The organism is Blattabacterium cuenoti, assembly GCF_014252275.1.
Taxonomy (GTDB): domain Bacteria; phylum Bacteroidota; class Bacteroidia; order Flavobacteriales; family Blattabacteriaceae; genus Blattabacterium; species Blattabacterium cuenoti_O.
In genome coordinates this window covers 129,279-149,385 of the sequence record NZ_CP059214.1, presented here as the reverse complement: position 1 = coordinate 149,385, position 20,107 = coordinate 129,279, and the positions used below count along the sequence as shown (strand labels likewise).

Genomic DNA, 20,107 nt, shown 5'->3' with positions numbered 1-20,107 from the left:
ATTATTCCCATTCAATAGTGGATGGCGGTTTGGATGTTATATCGTAAACCATTCGATTAATTCCATCGACTTCATTTATAATTCTATTGGAAATTTTTTCTAAAAATTGATAGGGTAAAGGAGAACAAGTAGAAGTCATGAAATCTTCAGTATTAACCACGCGCAATGCTGCAACATACTCATATGATCTCTTATCCCCCATAACTCCGACAGATTTAATAGGTAATAAAACAATAAATGCTTGACTAACAAGATGATAAATTCCAAATTTTTGTAATTCTTGTGATAGTATGGATTCTGATTTTTTTAAAATGGAAATTTTTCTTTTATTCACTTCTCCAATAATTCGTATACTTAATCCAGGACCAGGAAATGGATGACGATACAAAATATTTTTAGGAACTCCTAATTGTTTACCTAATCTTTTCACTTCATCCTTAAATAATTTTTTTAATGGTTCAATGAGTTTAAATTTCATCCGTTGAGGTAATCCTCCAACATTATGATGAGACTTAATAGGAGATCTTAATGTCCCCATTGGAGAGGATTCTACAATATCGGAATAAATGGTTCCTTGTGCTAAAAAATTAACGTTTCCTATTTTTTCTGATTCTTTTTGGAAAAAGTAAATAAATTCTTTTCCTATAATTTTTCGTTTTTGTTCAGGATCATTAATTCCTTTTAATTGATGCAAAAAATGTTTTTTTGCATCAATTACTTTGATCGGAAAGTTCATTTTTTTGGATAAATCATGGATATTTTTTTGATCTTCTTCAAGTAAGAATCCAGTATCTATAAAAATACAATATAAAGAACTTCCAACTGATTTGTATATAATGCAAGCCGTTACACACGAATCTAATCCTCCAGAAATTCCCAATAGGACTTTGTTTTTTTGAACACGTCTTCTTATACTGTATATCTTTTTTTGTAAAAAGTTCTTCAGAATCCAAGTAGGATGACATTGACAAATAGTCAATACAAAATTTTTAAAAAGAACTATTCCATATTTTGTATTTTTTACTTCTGGATGAAATTGAACTCCATAAATATTTTTTTTATTATGTTGAATTGCCGCGATAGAACAGGAGTCGGTATGTCCAATAACATGAAATGTTTCTGGAACTTTTGTAACTTCATCCATATGACTCATCCAAACATTGGATTGTCTAGGAATATTTTGAAATAATAAACTTTTTTGATCTATGATAAAACAAGATTTTCCAAATTCTTTATGAATAGATTTCTTTACTATTCCTTTGAATAAAGAAGAAATCATTTGCATTCCATAACAAATTCCAAGAATAGGGATATTTAAATAAAATATTTCTTTCAGAATTAATGGAGATTGATGATGATAAGTTGAACATGGTCCCCCCGAAAGAATAATTCCTTTTGGATTTTTTTTTAAAATCTCCGATACGGATAATTTATACGAACATAATAAAGTATAGACTCCAATATCCCGAATTCTTCTTGCAATCATATGACTATATTGCGATCCAAAATCCAAAACAATAATCAAATTTTTTTGCATTGTATTTTTTTTACTATATTTTTCCTATATCTTTTCTAAAATACATATTTTCAAATTTGATGTTTTTTATTTTATCGTAAGCCAAATTTCTTGCTTCCTTTATTGAATTCCCTAATCCTACAATATTTAATACACGACCACCTGATGTAATCCATGTTTCTTTGATTTTTTTCATACCAGAAATATAAAATGGTTCTTTTAAAGAATCTATTCCATAAATTACTTTTCCATGTTCATATTCTAAAGGATATCCATGGGAAGATAAAACGATACAACAGGAATGTAATTTTTTCCAAACAAAATGAATTTCTTTTTTAAGAAAGACAGAATTAAAAACTTCCAATAAATTATTATTCATTAGTGGAAATAATGTTTGGGCTTCAGGATCTCCCATTCGAGTATTATATTCTAATAAATAAACTTTTCCATGATGAATCATTAAACCAAAATATAAAAATCCTAAAAAATTTAATTTTTCTGATCTCAATCCTTCCAAAGTAGGAGTTAATATGTTTTTTTTAAAATCTTTCCAAATTGAATCGTTGAAAGAAGGATGTGGAGCAATACATCCCATTCCACCAGTATTTAATCCAGTTTCGTTTTCTCCTATTTTTTTATAGTCTTTAGAAGATAACAAAGGAATAATTTTTTTTCCGTTAAAAATTGAAATTACGGTAGCTTCAATTCCTGTTAAAAATTCTTCTATAATGACTGTTTCACCAGATTTTCCAAACTTTTTTTGTATCATTATTTTTTTTAATGCATTTTTTGCTTCTTCTTGATTATGGACTAATATAACTCCTTTTCCATATGCTAATCCATTAGTTTTGATTGCAAAAGATCCTTTTTGATTTTTAAAGAAATTTTCAGCACGTTGATAACAACGAAAAGTATGATAATCTGGAGTTCGTATTCCATATTTTTTCATAAAATTTTTAGAAAAACTACGATCTCCTTCTAATCTAGACGCTTGATAATGTGGACCAAAAATTTGTAATTTTTGATAATGGAACATATCAACAATTTTTTCCATTAAAAACATTTCGGACCCTACAATTGTAATGTTAATGTTTTCTTTTTTAGCAAAACAAACTAATTTTCTAAGAGAATGAAAGTGATCTATATTTTTACCTATTATCTTCGTTCCTCCATTTCCAGGATAAAAATATAATTTCAAAAAAGGATTATCTTCCAATAGTTTTTTTCCAATTGCCTGTTCACGTCCACCATTTCCTATGATTAAAACTTTCATATAATTTTTTCGTTAATGTTTAAAGGATCTTCTTCCAGTAAATGCCATAGAAATTCCATATTCATTACAAGCTTCTATCGATTCTTTGTCACGAATAGATCCACCTGGTTGAAGAATTGATTGAATTTTTCCATAACGAGCTATTTCGTCAATTACATCACGAAAAGGAAAAAAAGCATCTGATACAAGGACAAGTCCCTGTTCTTTTTTTCTTTTTGCTTGTTGTATTGCCTGACGAACAGCACAAATTCGATTTGTTTGTCCTCCAGAAATTCCTATTGTTTGAGTTCCTTTAGCGATTACGATTGCATTTGATTTTACATGTTTCACCACTCGTTGAGCAAAGAATAAATATTTCTTTTCTTCTTGAGAAAATTTGTTTTCTGTAACTATTTGATAGTTCATGTTTTCATGAAAAGAGGAATCCGATTCTTGTACTAATAATCCTCCATCTATTTGAACACATTCTATTTTTTCTGAAATAGAATGATTGATTTGAATTACTCTTAAATTTTTTTTATGATGAAAAATTTTTAATACATGTGGATCACAATGAGGAACAATGACTAATTCTATAAATATTTGATTAATTTTTTCCGCCAATTCTAATGAAAGAGGACAATTCAATGATAAAATACCTCCAAAAGAAGAAACAGGATCTGTCTCATAAGTTTTTCGAAAGGCTTCCAAACCATCTTTTCCTAAAGAGACACCACAAGGAGTAGAATGTTTGACAATACAACAAGCTGGTTCTGAAAATTGGGATACTATTTTCCATGCTACATCCATGTCTCTCAAGTTATTAAAAGACAGTTGTTTTCCATATAATTGTTTAAAATTTGTTTTATATGATTTATTTTTTGTATAAAAAAAAGCTTTTTGATGAGGGTTTTCTCCATAGCGGAGTTCCATCTTTTTTTTATAAGATTCATGTAAATAAATAGGAAATTTTTCTTCTTTCAAAAAAAATTTAGAAATAATAGAATCATAATATGAAGTAAAATTAAATACTTTTCCCGCTAATTTCTTTCTTAATTGTAATGAAGTAGATCCATGAAAATTGATTTCATTTTTAACTAATTCAAAATCACGATCATCAATCATCGAAGTAACATGAAAAAAATTTTTTGCTGCAGCACGTAATAGAGAAATTCCTCCAATATCAATAAATTCAATTAAAGAACGTATGTTATCATGATGATCTTCATATTTTTTAATAAATGGATAACATTCAATGAATACGATATCAATAAAATGGATATTATGTTTTTTCGCAGAATTTATATGTTGTTTTATATTACGATTTGCAAGAATTCCTCCATAAATTAAAGGATGTATCGTTTTTACTCGTCCATCTAGAATTTCAGGAAACGAAGTTATTTTTGATATTTCCTTTACATGAGATAATCCATTTTCTATAAAATATTGATATGTTCCTCCAGTAGAAATAATTTGATATTTTTTTCTATGTAAAAAATGAACAAAATCAATTAATTTTTTATGTTTGTTATAAACACTAATTAAGGCTCTTTTCATATATTTATCTTCCAAGTATTTATAAAAAATTGATTATTTTTTTCCTATGAGAAAAATTAAAAATTTTTTATTGATTGAATTAATATTTCTTTCTCTATAATAGAAACTTTTTTTGATAAAGATATGGGATTATCCTTAATAGAAACTTTACAGGATTTTTGTAAAAGAATTTTTCCTTCATCTATATGTTTTGTTACATAGTGGATCGTTGCTCCGGATATACATTCTTTATTTTTTATTACAGATCGATGTACATTCATTCCGTACATTCCCTTTCCTCCATATTTAGGTAATAAAGAAGGATGAACATTAATAATTTTTCTTTCCCATTTTTTGCAAAATTCTTCATCAAGAAAAGATAAAAATCCAGATAATACAATCATATATGGAATATTATTTAATAGAATATTATCAATTTTTTTTGACAAAAATTGATCTTTTTTTAATGAAAAAATTTTTATATTTTTTTTTAATGCATAGAAAATAGCAGGGCAAATTCTATCTGAAATTACTGAATTTATTGAAAAAGTTGAAAGGGTTCCATTATGAATAGATCGAACTATATGTTTGAGATTTGTTCCTTTTCCAGAAACTAAAATAGTAATTTTTTTCATGTTTGTAATAAGACTTTTGTTTCACCTTTTACAATGTTTCCTAAAAAACGTGGATTTTCTCCAGACAAACGTAATGTTTCTAATACTTCATTTTTGTATTTATATGAAACGACAAAAATCATTCCAATTCCCATATTAAAAGTTTCCCACATTATTTTATCAGATAAATGACCTTTTTTTTGAATCAAACTAAAAATGGAATGAATGGGAACATTTTTTTTGTATATGATGGCTGATAATTTATCAGGAATAATCCTGGATAAGTTATGAGAAATTCCTCCACCGGTAATATGTGCAATTCCGTGGATACAAGAAAATTTTTTTAATAAATAATGAACAGGGATATAATACACACGGGTAGGAATTAAAAGCGTTTCATATAATGGTTTATTTTCAAAAATTTGTACAAAATCTTTTTCATAAAAAAAATTTCTAATTAAAGAAAATCCATTACTATGAATTCCCGATGATGGAAGACCAATTAAAATATCACCTTCTTGAATGAGTTTTTTCCCATTGATAAGATGATCTTCTTCTACCATTCCAACACAAAACCCCGAAATATCATAATCATTTTCTTTATAAAAACCTTTCATTTCTGCGGTTTCTCCACCAATAAAACAAGTATTGCTTTCTTTACAAGAAGAAGCCGCACCTTCTATTATTTTAGATGCTATAGAAGCATCGATCATGTTACATGATAAATAGTCTAGAAAAAATAAAGGAATTGCTCCGTGACAAAGAATATCATTAATACACATAGCAAAACAATCTTTTCCAATGACATCGTATTTTTTGTAATTTATTGCTAAACGAATTTTAGTCCCTACACCATCTACTCCAGAAACTAAAATCGGTTTTTTCCAAACAGATTGATCCATTTTATAGAATGCAGCAAAATTCTTTAGATTACTTAGAATTTTTTTATTATATGTTTTTTCCAAAATTTTATTGATTTTGCAAATAGTTAAATCAATTTCTTTCATGATCCGAATTTATTAATCACTTTTTATGACTGGATAGTTTCCCGTAAAACATCCAAAACAATAACTTTTTCCTCCTAAAATTTCAATAAAATTTTCCATACTTAGGAATTCTAAACTATCTACATTTAATACTTTTTTCATAGTATTTTGATTTATCTGATATGAAATGAGATCTTTTTTTATAGGAGTATCCACCCCTAAATAACAGGGTGCGATAATAGGTGGAGAAGCACTTCTAAAATGAATCTCTTTAGCTCCTGCTCTTCTTAAGAGCGTGACCAATCTTTTACTAGTTGTTCCCCTAACAATGGAATCGTCAATAATCACAATTCTTTTTCCTATAATTTCATATAAAATAGGATTGAGTTTTAAATTTACCATTTCCTCCCTCATTTCCTTTTTAGGAAGAATAAAAGATCTACCAATATATTTATTCTTTACTAAAAGAGGTTTAAATGGAATTCCAGAAGCTTTAGAATATCCAATAGATGCAGGAACTCCAGAATCTGGTACACCAATTACAACATCTGCTTCTACTGGATGTTGTTGATAAAGTTTTTCACCACTTTTTTCACGTATTTCATAAACATTTATATTTTCAATTAAAGAATCAGGACGAGAAAAATAAATATATTCAAAAGAACATATTCTTCTTTTGATCCATGTTGTTTTTTTTAAAGAAAAAAAATAAACCGATTGTTTTTCAACAATAATGGATTCTCCTGGAAGTAAATCTCTTATATAAAATCCTCCAACAGAATCAATGCCACAGGTTTCGGAACTAAATAGATATGTTTTTTCATTTAACATTCCATAACACAAAGGGCGTATTCCGTAAGGATCACGAAATGCCGCTATTTTATTATTCATTAAGACTATTACGGAATAAGCTCCTTTAATATCCATTGTTGTCTTCTTGATTGCTTTTTTGAGACAATTATTATACTTCAATAAATATTTCTGTATTAATCGTAATATAACTTCTGAATCTGAATATTCAGATATAAAATGAACCCCCTCAGATTCTAATTTTTTCCGAATATTACATGCATTGATTAAATTTCCATTATGGACAATAGAAATGGTACTTTTCCCATAAGAATCTTCACAAAAAAATGGTTGAATATTTCTTTTACTTTGTCCTCCTTCAGTGGAATACCGCGTATGACCAATGGCAGCATTTCCATGGTAACATTCAGAATTATATATTTTACGGAAAAAATCTAAAACAAGCCCTTCATTTTTATGAGAAATAATAAATCCATCACGTAATACAGAGAAACCACATGCTTCTTGTCCTCGGTGTTGTAACGCAAATAATCCAAATTGGATTAAAGAGAAAGTATCTATTTTAGAAGGGGAATAAACTCCGAATATTCCACATTCTTCATGGAATTTATCTGAAAGAAAACTACTATCCTCTTTTTTCATAATGGATTAAAATAGTTAGAATTCCATCCTTTTTTTTTACAAAAAAATTATTTTGTTCTTATTGATAAGATGAATTATGATGGAGTCTTTTTAAAATTTCCATGTACACATCAATAATGTCTATATGTTTTGTTGTTAAATTTTTTCTAAACGGATCTTTATCTAATTTTTTCATAGTGATTTTATCCCAGAAACGACAGGTTTCAGGACTAATTTCATCAGCAAGTGAAATTTCATTGTTTGTATTTTTTCCAAATTCTAGTTTAAAATCTACTAATATAATATTTTTGCTTAAAAAATATTGTTTAAGAATATTATTGATTTTTTTCATGATAGAATATATATAATTTAATTCTTCATAAGAAATAATATCCAAAAATATTGCATGATGATCATTAATTAATGGATCTTGTAATTGATCATTTTTATAAAAAATTTCAATAATTCCATTTTTGTTTATTTTAATTCCTTCTTCAATACCTAACCGTTGAGCCATACTACCAGAAACAATATTTCTCAAAACAAATTCTAAAGGGATCATCTTTAACTTCATGCATAATTGTTCTCTATTGTTGATTCTTTTTATAAAATGGGTGTTGATTCCACAAGAATTGAGAAATTGAAAAATATGTGTATTGATTTCGTTATTTAATATTCCTTTATCCTGATAAATTTCATTTTTTTTACCATTTAAAGACGTTAAATTATCTTTATAATGTATAATAATTTCAAATGGATTATTTGTACAGTATATTTTTTTTGTTTTTCCTTCTATAAGAAGATTTTTTTTTATTACGGAATTCATAAATTTATGTTTATTTCATTTATCAATTTTTGTTTTTTATGCATTTGGAAGGTAATTAGTAAATTTTTAATACATCTATATTTTATAGATAGAATACGAATAGCTAATAGTGCTGCATTATAAGAATTATTAATACCTACGGTAGAAACAGGAACTTCTTTAGGCATTTGAATCATAGATAAAAGTGCATCCATTCCACCTAATAATCCATTTGTTGAACAAACGGGGACACCGATAACAGGTAAAATGGTTCTTGAAGAAATGATTCCTGGTAAATGAGCGGATAATCCTGCAACAGCAATAATTACCTCCGTACCATCAGATGATGTTTCTTTTAATTGTGTAATTAACCTATCTGGTAATCTATGTGCAGAAATTACATAACATGAGTAGTTTATATTGAATTTTTTAATGAGTTCTATTGCAGGATTGATGATGGATTGATCCGATACACTTCCTAAAAAAATGGAAATTTTCATAAAAATATTTAGGTTATTCAACGTTTTTTTTACATAAAATATTGTACTGCATTTTTAAAAATAGAATGAGAATTTCGAGAACTATTTGGAATATTCTTTAATAATCCTTGATCACATCGTTCTGGATGAGTCATTCTTCCATAAATTTTTCCATCTACACTTAATAATCCTTCAATAGATTCTACAGATCCGTTGGGATTATCCGTTGGACTTAAACTAGGAAGTCCATTTGTATTCACATATTGAGACGCAACTTGATTTTGATCGAATAAAACCTTTATCATGTTTTTTTTAGCGTAAAACCTTCCTTCTCCATGAGAAATAGGTAATGTATATATATTATTTTTCATTCCCATGAGCCATGGTGATTTATCAGATAGAATTTTTATGTGTACACATCGAGATATATATTTGTTCCTCTTATTATATGTTAATGTAGGAGAGTTTTCATTTCTTAAACAAATTTTACCATATGGTAACAGTCCTGATTTAATTAAACTTTGAAATCCATTACAAATTCCCAATATTAATCCATCATTTTCTAAAAAACGATGGATGGATTCTTGAATATGAGGATTATATAATATAGATGCTATAAATTTTCCAGAACCGTCTGGTTCATCTCCATAACTAAATCCACCACATAACATAATAATTTGTGTAGATTCTATATATTTTTTACATTCTAATATAGAATTTAGAATATCTTTATCTTTCATATTTTTAAATACAAAAGTTTTTATGATGGAACCTACTTTATGGAATGAACGAATGGATTCAAATTCTCCATTAGTTCCTGGAAATATGGGAATGAATACTCTTGGAATTCCTTTATAAAAGGAAGATTTTCCTATAACAGTGGAGAATTCGGATTGATGAATAATTGTTTTTTTTTCAATATGATTCTGGATGATAGTGTTTCTTTTTTCTTTTTTATCATGTTCAAAAGAAAAAACAGAAGATAAAGTCTTCAACCAATGGAATTGTGCAACATTTATATCAATAGATACATCATTAAATATTAACGATTTATTGGATATGACTTTTCCTATTAAAATGAAATCATCCGATAGATATGAAGATGATTCTATAATTAACGATCCAATTTGAAGATCCAAAAGATTTTTTTTACAGTTTATTATTGCCCCCAAACGATTTCCAAAGGACATTTGTGCAATAGCAATTGATATTCCTCCATCTTTTACCGTTTTTACTGATATTATTTTTTTGGAACGTATTCCATCATAAATTTGATTGTATGCATTTTTAATAGATTCAAAATTAGGCATTTCGTCCGTTAATGGACTATGATGAAATAAATAAATTTTATTACCTATTTTTTTAAATTCAGGAGAAATTACATGATCACAAAATCCTGTTGTAATTCCAAACGAAATCAATGTAGGAGGAACATGAAAATTTTTATAAGATCCTGACATAGAATCTTTTCCTCCAATTGAAGCAATTTCTAAAGACATTTGAGTATGATATGCACCCATTAAGGATGCAAAGGGAATTCCCCACGTTTTTGAATTATTCCCTAACTTTTGATAATATTCCTGAAAACTGAGGTACGTATTTTTATAATCCCCCCCCATTGATACAATTTTTGATATGCATTCGATAATTGCATAAGATCCTCCATGAAAAGGACTCCAATTCGAAATATCAGGATGAAAACCCCAAGATACCATACTTACCGTATTGGTATTTCCATGTAATACAGGAATTTTTTGAACACTTCCTTCAGAAGGAGTCATTTGATATTTTCCTCCAAATGGCATAAGTACGGTAGTTCCTCCTACCGTATTATCAAACATTTCTACTAAATGAATTTGAGATGCAACATTTAATTTAGAAATAGTATGTAGAAAATTTTCTTTGTTGAAAATCAATTGTTTAGATTTTTTGAAAGGAGAACATGTTATAGGTGAATCTAATATTACGGATTGTTTTTTATTTGAACCTTTTGTATGAAGAAAAGAACTTTTGACATTAAAAACTTCCTTTTTTTGATAATAAAAAATAATACGTTTGTTATCAGTGATTTTTGCAATAGGAGTGGCCATGAGATTCTCTTCATGAGCTAATTGTATAAAATGATTAACATTTTTAGGATGTAAAACAACGGCCATACGTTCTTGAGATTCGGATAGAGATATTTCTAATTCGTTCATGGTTTGATTTTTATCTATAGGTATTTGATCTAAATCAAGTTCAATGCTGTCATGTAATTCTCCAATTGCAATTGCTCCACCACCTGCTCCAAAATCATTGCATTTTTTTATTAAAGAAGTGACTTTTTTTTTTCTAAAAAATCTTTGTATTTTTCTTTCAGTTAAAGGATCGCCCTTTTGTTGATTAATCTTATTTTTTTTAATCCTTTTATTGTTTTTTTTAGAAGAATCTGTTGCATCTCCGATTCCATGTTTTCCTGTTAATCCTCCTATTAATAAAATAATGTCTCCTTTTTTTAATGTTTTTTGTTTGACAAATTGCATAGGTGAAGCTCCTACAACCATACCAATTTCCATTCGTTTAGCACGATATCCTTCATGATAAATTTCATGAACATGTGTTGTTGATAATCCTATTTGATTTCCATAAGAGCTAAATCCCATAGCCGCTTCTCTACTAATTTTGTTTTGAGGAATTTTATCATAAAACGTTGTAGAATTGGTAGGATTTGCTGATCCACTTAAACGAATTCCTTGATAAACGAAAGATCTTCCAGATAATGGATCTCTGATTGCTCCACCTAGGCAAGTTGCAGCTCCTACGAATGGATTAATTTCTGTAGGATGATTATGCGTTTCATTTTTAAAAAACAAATACCATTTCTCTCGTTGATTATCAACATCGACATTGATCATCATCATACATGCATTTTTTTCGTTAGATGGACAATAATGTTTCAACTTACCTTTTTGGTAAAGAATTTGAGAAGGAAGTATAGATAATTCCATCAAAGTAATCGGATGATGGGAAATTCCAAGAAAAGATTTATTTTTTAAGTATTCTTTAAATATATGTTGATATTTTTTTTTCAAAATTCCATTAAAACGTATTTTTTTTAATGAAGTAAAAAACGTTATGTGTCTGCAATGATCTGACCAATAGGTTTCTAAAATACGTATTTCTATTTCTTTTGGATTTCTTTTTTCTTGAATAAAGTATTTTTTTATAAATAGTAAATCTTTAAAAGAGATCGATAAATCCAACTTTTTATGAAGTTTTTTTAATTCTTTCATGGACAAATGAATAAAATTAATTAAAAGATCCTTCTTTAAGGAAGAAGAATCTACCTTATTTATAACATCAAAAAAATTTGAATATTTAGAAAAAAAATATTTTTTAGATTTTTCTACATCTTCTTTTGTTTTTATTCCTATCAATTCCACAATTGAATATGTATGGATTTTTATACAAGATGCAGGATATAAAATTTTTATGCATTGTTTTGCTGCATTAGATCTATCTTGATCTTTTAATGAAAAAAATGGAAAATGATGATGAAAATATTTTTTTTGATAAAAAATATCTGTTACAGGATCAAAAAAAATTTTTGGTAAACTTTCTAAAAACGTTGTTTCGTCAACATTGCATATTTTATATACACGATATATAATTACTTTCTTTATAGGAATATTTAAATCCATTAATTCATAAAATAATGCATTTGAATCTTGATTAAAAGGACGTTTTTTTTTTATAAAAATTTTAAAATTCATTTTTTTCAAAAAATATAATACTTATTTCAAAAAAAATAATAAAAATTTCATGTTATATATTTTTATCAATCAATTGATAATATTTTTTTAAAAAAGGATTTACTTTTTTTTGAATAAATTCCAACGTCTGTTCGGAAGCGAATCCAATAAGATTTTTAGGATTGATAATCTTTTTCATTTTTTCTTTACATATTGGAATTTTTTCATCACATAAAATTTTTTTTATAAAATGGTTTTTTTCTCCTTTCCATTGCATATCAAAATGTGTTTTCATGGAATGTTTTCGAATTCTTTCATGAACTTCTTGTCGATCTCCTCCATTTTTTACTGATTCAACAATAATATATTCAGTAATTAAAAAAGGAAGTTCGTGATTTATATTTTTTTCAATGACTTTAGGATAGACTACAATGTCTTTAATTATATTTTTCCAAATCATTAAAATAGCATCTACAGAAAGAAATGACTGTCCAATAACCAATCGTCTATTTGCAGAATCATCTAAAGTACGCTCCAACCATTGAGTTGCTGCAACCATTGCTGAACTATTCGATAAAGATATCACATATTTGGATAAAGAGGACATACGTTCACTGTATATTGGATTTTTTTTATAAGACATTGCACTAGATCCAATCTGTTCTTTTCCAAACGGTTCTGATAATTCTTTGAGATTTTGTAACAATCGAATATCATTACTAAATTTATGGGACGATTGAGAAATATTGGACAATAAATTTAATATTTGAGAATCGACTTTTCTATCATAAGTTTGTCCAGTAACAGGGAAAACATTTTGGAATCCAAACATATTCGATATCTTTTTATCTAACAATTGAAATTTTTTAATATCCCCATTAAATAAATCTTTGAAACTTGCTGCAGTTCCAACAGCTCCTTTTACACCTCTAAAATGCAGATGATTCAATCGAAATTCTAATTCTTCTAAATCCATAATGAGACTTTGCATCCATAACGTTGCACGTTTTCCTAACGTTGTTAATTGAGCTGGTTGATAATGAGTAAAGGCCAAAGTTGGTAAATCATGATATTCTAATGAAAAATTTCTCATAAAAAAAAGAACATAAATTATTTTTTTTAATAGAATTTTTAATCCGTCACGAATAAGAATAATATCGGTATTATCTCCTAAAAAAGCACTTGTTACTCCAAGATGGATAATAGGTTTTGCAATTTTTGCTTTTTCTCCAAAAGCATATAAATGTGCCATTACATCATGTTGAAATTTTTTTTCAAAAAAATCGACTCGTTCCCAATCAATGTTATACAAGTTTTTTTTCATATCATTGATTTGTTTTTCGCTAATATTGAGTCCTAATTCTTTTTGAATCATTGCTAAATGAATCCATAATTTTCTCCAAATAATGAATTTTTTTTTAGGAGAAAAATTATATAACATTTCTTTACTACTATATTTTTCTACTAAAGGATTTTTGTATTCGTTCACAAGAAAAATTTTTTAAGAAAAAATTTTATTGAATAATTGATTATTTTTTATAATATTTTGATTTCTTTCGGATCCAACTGAAATGAGTACAATTTTTAACTGAAGATATTTTTCAATGTATTCCACATAATTTTTGCAATTTTTTGGTAAATGATCATATTCCTTAATAAAAGAAATATCTTCTTTCCATCCAGGAAACTCTAAAAAAATACATTCTATTTTTTTTCCTTGCATGTCTGAAGGAAAATTTTTGAATATTTTATGATGAATTTTATATTTTACACAAATTTTTAAAACGTTTAATCCACTAAGTATATCTAATTTAGTAACAATTAAACAATTAATTCCGTTGATCATGCAAGAATATTTTAAAGCGACCAAATCCAACCAACCACATCGTCTAATCCTTTGTGTAGTAGATCCATACTCATTTCCTTTTTTTTGTATGTGATTGTTAACGTTTTGATTGAATATTTCTGTAGGAAATGGGCCATTTCCTACACGTGTGCAATATGCTTTGGATATTCCTATAAAATTTTCCAAAAAATTGGGAGGAATTCCACTTCCTGTACACACTCCTCCAGTAGTCGTAGAAGATGGAGTAACATATGGATACGTACCGTAATTGATATCTAATAACATGGCTTGTGCACCTTCAAACAAAAGATTTTTCTTTTCTTGAAAAGCACGATGAATTCGATAAATAGAATCTATAATTCGTTTATATAGAAGATTGGCATATTCTTCATATTCATGATAAATTTCTTCAAATGAAAGAGGAGGTTTTTTATAAATTTTCGTAATTAATGCATTATTCAAATGAACGTTATATTGTATTTTTTTATATAAATTCTTTTTATCCAACAAATCTAACGCACGAATTCCTATACGTGCTATTTTATCTTCATAAGTTGGACCAATTCCACGATGTGTAGTTCCTATAGCTTTTTTTCCTAATGATTCTTCTCGATATTGATCGATCAGTAAATGATAAGGCATAGTAATATGCGCACGATGTTCTATAAATACTTTAGAGACATCTATGCCAATAGATTCTAAGTTTTTGATTTCTTGAATGAAAGATTTGGGATCTATGACCACTCCTGCGCCTACGATGCACGTGACATTAGGATATATTACTCCAGAAGGAATTAAATGAAGTACGAAATAACGATTTTTTACATGAATAGAATGTCCTGAATTATTTCCTCCTTGATAACGTATGACATAATCCGAATTTTTTGAAAGTAAATCCGTTATTTTACCTTTTCCTTCATCTCCCCATTGTAACCCCACAATAACATTTGAAGGCATAATTTTAATATATTTTATAAACTTGAACCAAAGTTAAAGGAATTGTTTATAAATGAATGAATCAAATTAATATTTTATTTTTTTTGTAACCGATTTTTTAAATGTTGAAATGCTAAATTTGTTGCTTTTCTTCCTCTTGGAGTTCTTATTAAATATCCTTCCTGTATAAGAAATGGCTCATATACTTCCTCTAAAGTCTCTGGATTTTCATTGACAGATGTAGCAATCGTTTTTATCCCTACTGGACCTCCTTGAAAATTATTAACAATAGAATACAAAATTTTATTATCCATTTCATCTAATCCATATCGATCGACATTTAATGCTTGCAATCCTAACCTGCATATGCTCAAATCAATTATTCCATTTCCTTTAATTTGAGCAAAATCACGGATTCTCCTTAATAATGCATTAGCTATCCGTGGAGTCCCTCTACTTCTACATGCTATTTCGAACGAAGCTTCATCTGTAATGGGAATGTTTAATAGATTAGCATTTCTTTGTATAATAGTTTTTAACAATTCTTTTTTATAATAATTGATGCGAAAATTAATTCCAAATCTAGATCTCATGGGAGAGGTTAACAATCCATATCTTGTAGTTGCCCCTATTAATGTAAAAGGAGATAAATCAATTTGGATCGATTTAGCGTTAGATCCTGAATCAATAATAATATCTATTTTATAATTTTCCATCGCAGAATACAAGTATTCTTCAATGATTGGAGATAATCGATGAATTTCATCAATGAAAAAAACGTCATGTAATTTTAAATGAATCAATAATCCTGCTAAATCTCTAGGTTTATCCAAAACTGCTCCTGATGTTACAGTAATATTCACACATAATTCATGAGCTACTATATGAGCAAGAGTCGTTTTTCCTAATCCTGGAGGTCCGTGAAATAAAATATGGTCTAGAGTTTCCTTTCTCTTTTTTGCAGCTTTGATGAAAACATTAAGATTCTCCAATAAATATTCTTTTCCGATGAATTCTTGGATATTTTTTGGATTTAAATAAATATTTGAACATGACATAACAACGAAATATTGTTGATTAATTTTTCTTTGATTTAAAAAAAAACAATTGTTTCATAAATATATTTGTTCTATTCAATTTTATCATCAACGATTTGTTTATGCATAAAAGACAATCTTAACACATTCTAATTTCTTTTTTCTTCAAATTAAAGAATATGATTCAACAATCAATCCATAATTGGTTTATATACTTTTGCTACATCCGCAATAGCATCCTTTTCTTTTAAATTTATCAATCGTACTCCTTGAGTAGTTCTACCCATAATTCTGATATCTGATACTGGAATTCTTATCATAATTCCTGATTTTTTTATAATCATTAAATCATCTTGTTCTGTTACAGATTTGATAGAAATCAAATTTCCTGTTTTTTTAGTAATGTTTAGGGTTTTTATTCCTTTTCCTCCTCGATTGGTTAATCGATAATCTTTTAATTGAGATCTTTTTCCAAAACCTTTTTCAGAAACTACTAATAATTGTCCTTGACATTTTTCTTCTACACATATCATCCCAATGACCATATTTTCATTTTTTGATGAAATTCCTATTACTCCTGATGAATTTCTTCCTGTAGGACGAACTTTTTTTTCTGAAAAACGAATAATTCTTCCACTATTTAAAGCGATAAGTACCTGGCTATTTCCTTTAGTTAAAAAAGCTTCTAATAAAGAATCTCCTTTTCGAATAATAATGGCGTTAATTCCATATTTTCTTGGACGAGAATAATGTTCTAGTGATGTTTTTTTGATTACTCCTTTTTGTGTGACCATTACAACATAATGATCTTTTACATATTTTTTATCGGATATATCTCCAGTTAATATGTAAGCATTTACTCTATCATCTGTTTGAAGATTAATGATGTTCTGAATTGCTCTACCTCTAGAAATTTTAGATCCTTCTGGAATATCATAAACTCTCAACCAAAAACATTTTCCTTTTTCTGTAAACAATAACAAATGTTGATGATTGGTTGCTATGAGTAAATGTTTAAAAAAATCAGATTCTTTTGCTGTTGCTCCACGATTTCCAATTCCTCCTCGTCCTTGACGTTTATATTCAGATAAAGAAGTTCTCTTAATATATCCTGCATGAGAAATGGTCAGGACAACTTGTTCATTTTCAATTAGATCTTCCATATGGACTTCTCTTCCTGAATGATCAATTTGTGTTCTTCTCGAATCTTGATATTTTTTGTTAATTTCTAATAACTCTTGTTTAATAATTTCTGTTCTTAAAGAGTATTGATCCAGTACCTTCTTATAAAATTCTCGTTTACTTTCTAAATCTCGATATTCTTTCTGAATTTTCTCCCTTTCAAGAGAAGTAAGACTTTGAAGACGAAGATCTAATACAGATTTTGATTGATTTTCCGATATGTTAAACTTACGAATTAATCTCTCGCAAGCTTCATGTCGACTTTTAGATTCTTTAATTAATTGAATCATAGTATCTAAATGATTCAATATCTTTAAAAATCCTTTTAAAATATGAAGACGATGTTGACATCTTGTTAACTCATATTTTGTTCGACGGATAATCACGTCATGTCGATGATCGACAAAATTTTGAATTAAATCTTTTATATTCAATTGAACGGGTTTTCCGTTCACTAAAGCAATAGTATTAACATTGAAATAAGTTTGTAAAGAAGTATATTGAAATAATTTATTTAATAATACATTGGGATTTGCATTTTGTTTAAGGATATATACAATACGTAATCCTTTTCTATCAGATTCATCACGTATTTGATAAATGCCATCCATTTTTCCTTCTTTTATTAATTCAACAGTTTTTGATATCATATCGGACTTATTCACCTGATAAGGCATTTCATCGACCACAATACATTTTCTTCCTTGTATTTCTTCAAAGTGAACTTTAGCACGTAAAACAATCCGACCTCTTCCAGTATGAAACGCATTTTTAACTCCATCATATCCGTAAATAATTCCTCCTGTAGGAAAATCAGGCGCTTTAATATATTTTATAATTTCTTCTACGGATAGGGTATTATCACTTTCTATATATGCACAAATTGCTTGAATGGTTTCCTTTAAATTATGAGGTGGGATGTTTGTTGCCATACCGACTGCAATTCCAGAAGATCCATTGATTAAAAGATTTGGAATACGTGTTGGTAATATGCTAGGTTCTTCCAAAGAATCATCGAAGTTCAATTGCATCTCCACGGTTCCTTTTTGGATGTCTAATAACATCTCTTCAGAGATTTTTTCCATCCTTACTTCTGTATAACGCATTGCTGCGGGAGGATCAGAATCCAAGGATCCAAAGTTTCCTTGTCCATCAATTAATGGATAACGCAATGACCATTTTTGTGCCATACGGACCATTGTTTCATACACTGAAACATCTCCATGAGGATGATATTTTCCTAACACTTCTCCAACTACACGAGCAGATTTTTTATATGGATTTTTAGATAGAAGCCCTAATTGATACATTCCATAAAGAACTCTTCTATGAACAGGTTTTAATCCATCTCTTACATCAGGAAGAGCTCTAGAAACTATCACAGACATAGAATAATCGATGTAAGATGATTTCATTTCATCTTCAATATTAATGGAAATTAATTTTTCACCTTCAATCATTTTTTTATAAAATATTAAAACAATTAATACATAAAACTTTTTTTGATCAACGAATAAGAAACAGGACAATTGTATAAGCATTCTCCTATCCTCTTTAAAAGAGAAAATAGAATCTGATTATTTTCATTTTTTTTATCATTTTCCATAATAGGAAACAGATGGTCTATTTCTCTTTCGCATATTTGATTTTTTTCTAATGAGTACAATTTAGAAAAAATAAAATTTATTTCTTTATAATCTTGCATGGATAATCCATTTATCTTATTTGAAATAAATGATTCACATATCATTCCCATCGCAATGGCTTTTCCATGAGTTATTTTTTGATTATTCATAATAAAATAACTTTCTAACGCATGACCAATGGTATGACCAAAATTGAGAATCTTACGTAATCCTTTTTCTTGAGGATCATGATCTACAATATTTTTTTTGATTAAAATAGATTGTGAAATTAATGATTCCCATTTCTTTTTGTTTGTTATAACATTTTTTTCATGAATTTTTTCGATATAAAATAGATTTTTCATTTTTATCCAAAAACTTCTATCCGATATTAATCCATGTTTTAACATTTCTGCCATACCAGAAAGAATTTCCTCATTAGACAGGGTTTGCAAAAAATTTATATCAATGATTAAAAATTCTGGACTATAAAAAGATCCTATCTCATTTTTTACAGTATTTAAATTTACCCCTGTTTTTCCTCCTATAGAGGCATCTACCATACCAAGTAATGTAGTAGGAATGTTAATAAAACGTATTCCTCTTTTAAAAATAGAGGATACGAATCCTCCGATATCCGTTATCACACCACCTCCTAAATTGAGGATCAAACTTTTTCTATTCGCTTTCCATCTTTCTAATTGATTGCATATTTGAATACAAGTATGTATATTTTTTTCTTTTTCTCCTGTTTGAATACGAATAATATGCGATCTTTTCAAAAGATCTATAGAATGAAAAAGTATAGGAATACAATATTTTTCAGTTATATTATCTACTAAAATAAATAGATTGGATCTATCATCAATATGATGATTTAAATAAAAGTTTAAAATTTGATATGCATCTTTTTTAAAAAAAATAGATCCTTTTTTGATTTTCACATCATTCAAAATTTTATAAAATCATTAACTATTAAAATGAAATATGTTATACAACCAATAAGTTATAAAAATAAAACCTATTATTAAAAACAATAAATTAGGTAACCATCCTAAAAGATTAATAAATTTGAATAAATATTCCATGATAATTAGAAAATTTTAATGAAACATATCTTAAGATATTCAA

At 27.7% G+C, this 20,107-nt stretch carries 14 protein-coding genes; all 14 read right to left on the bottom strand.

Annotated elements, in window-relative coordinates; translation table 11 throughout:
* Position 1: 1 nt before the first annotated feature.
* Positions 2-1,537 carry a glutamine-hydrolyzing GMP synthase gene (gene guaA, locus H0H42_RS00695; protein ID WP_185868620.1) on the bottom strand — a complete coding sequence of 512 codons (1,536 nt, stop codon included), beginning with the start codon at positions 1,535-1,537 and terminating at the stop codon, positions 2-4.
* Between the two features lie 13 nt (positions 1,538-1,550).
* The gene (purD, locus tag H0H42_RS00690) at positions 1,551-2,789 is read right to left on the bottom strand and encodes a phosphoribosylamine--glycine ligase (RefSeq protein WP_185868619.1); all 1,239 of its coding nucleotides are present in this window, start codon (positions 2,787-2,789) and stop codon (positions 1,551-1,553) included.
* 12 nt (positions 2,790-2,801) lie between these two features.
* A complete protein-coding gene (gene purH, locus H0H42_RS00685; protein WP_185868618.1) occupies positions 2,802-4,325 on the bottom strand; it encodes a bifunctional phosphoribosylaminoimidazolecarboxamide formyltransferase/IMP cyclohydrolase in 1,524 nt (507 codons plus the stop codon).
* A gap of 56 nt (positions 4,326-4,381) precedes the next feature.
* On the bottom strand, positions 4,382-4,939 hold the full coding sequence (locus tag H0H42_RS00680; protein ID WP_185868617.1) for a formyltransferase family protein: 558 nt from the start codon (positions 4,937-4,939) through the stop codon (positions 4,382-4,384).
* Entirely contained in the window at positions 4,936-5,925 is a 990-nt protein-coding gene (purM, locus tag H0H42_RS00675; protein ID WP_185868616.1) for a phosphoribosylformylglycinamidine cyclo-ligase, read from the bottom strand. The genes H0H42_RS00680 and purM overlap by 4 nt, the downstream gene beginning before the upstream one ends.
* A gap of 12 nt (positions 5,926-5,937) precedes the next feature.
* Positions 5,938-7,356: an amidophosphoribosyltransferase gene (gene purF, locus H0H42_RS00670; protein WP_185868615.1), complete on the bottom strand. Its 1,419-nt coding sequence runs from the start codon at positions 7,354-7,356 to the stop codon at positions 5,938-5,940.
* A gap of 58 nt (positions 7,357-7,414) precedes the next feature.
* Entirely contained in the window at positions 7,415-8,161 is a 747-nt protein-coding gene (gene purC, locus H0H42_RS00665; protein ID WP_185868614.1) for a phosphoribosylaminoimidazolesuccinocarboxamide synthase, read from the bottom strand.
* Positions 8,158-8,640: a 5-(carboxyamino)imidazole ribonucleotide mutase gene (gene purE, locus H0H42_RS00660; RefSeq protein ID WP_185868613.1), complete on the bottom strand. Its 483-nt coding sequence runs from the start codon at positions 8,638-8,640 to the stop codon at positions 8,158-8,160. The genes purC and purE overlap by 4 nt, the downstream gene beginning before the upstream one ends.
* Positions 8,641-8,669: 29 nt before the next feature.
* Positions 8,670-12,371 (bottom strand): phosphoribosylformylglycinamidine synthase, encoded by a 3,702-nt coding sequence (locus H0H42_RS00655; RefSeq protein WP_185868612.1) that lies wholly within the window; start codon positions 12,369-12,371, stop codon positions 8,670-8,672.
* Positions 12,372-12,423: 52 nt separating this feature from the next.
* Positions 12,424-13,839, bottom strand: coding sequence for an adenylosuccinate lyase (gene purB, locus H0H42_RS00650; RefSeq protein ID WP_185868611.1), 1,416 nt, complete (start codon positions 13,837-13,839; stop codon positions 12,424-12,426).
* A gap of 12 nt (positions 13,840-13,851) precedes the next feature.
* On the bottom strand, positions 13,852-15,153 hold the full coding sequence (locus H0H42_RS00645; protein ID WP_185868610.1) for an adenylosuccinate synthase: 1,302 nt from the start codon (positions 15,151-15,153) through the stop codon (positions 13,852-13,854).
* 74 nt (positions 15,154-15,227) lie between these two features.
* Complete coding sequence (ruvB, locus tag H0H42_RS00640; protein WP_185868609.1) at positions 15,228-16,190, bottom strand: Holliday junction branch migration DNA helicase RuvB; 963 nt, start codon at positions 16,188-16,190, stop codon at positions 15,228-15,230.
* Positions 16,191-16,360: 170 nt separating this feature from the next.
* On the bottom strand, positions 16,361-18,811 hold the full coding sequence (gyrA, locus tag H0H42_RS00635) for a DNA gyrase subunit A (RefSeq protein WP_185868608.1): 2,451 nt from the start codon (positions 18,809-18,811) through the stop codon (positions 16,361-16,363).
* Positions 18,812-18,834: 23 nt separating this feature from the next.
* Positions 18,835-19,920, bottom strand: a complete 1,086-nt coding sequence (gene aroB, locus H0H42_RS00630; protein ID WP_185868607.1) for a 3-dehydroquinate synthase — start codon at positions 19,918-19,920, stop codon at positions 18,835-18,837.
* Positions 19,921-20,107 lie beyond the last annotated feature (187 nt).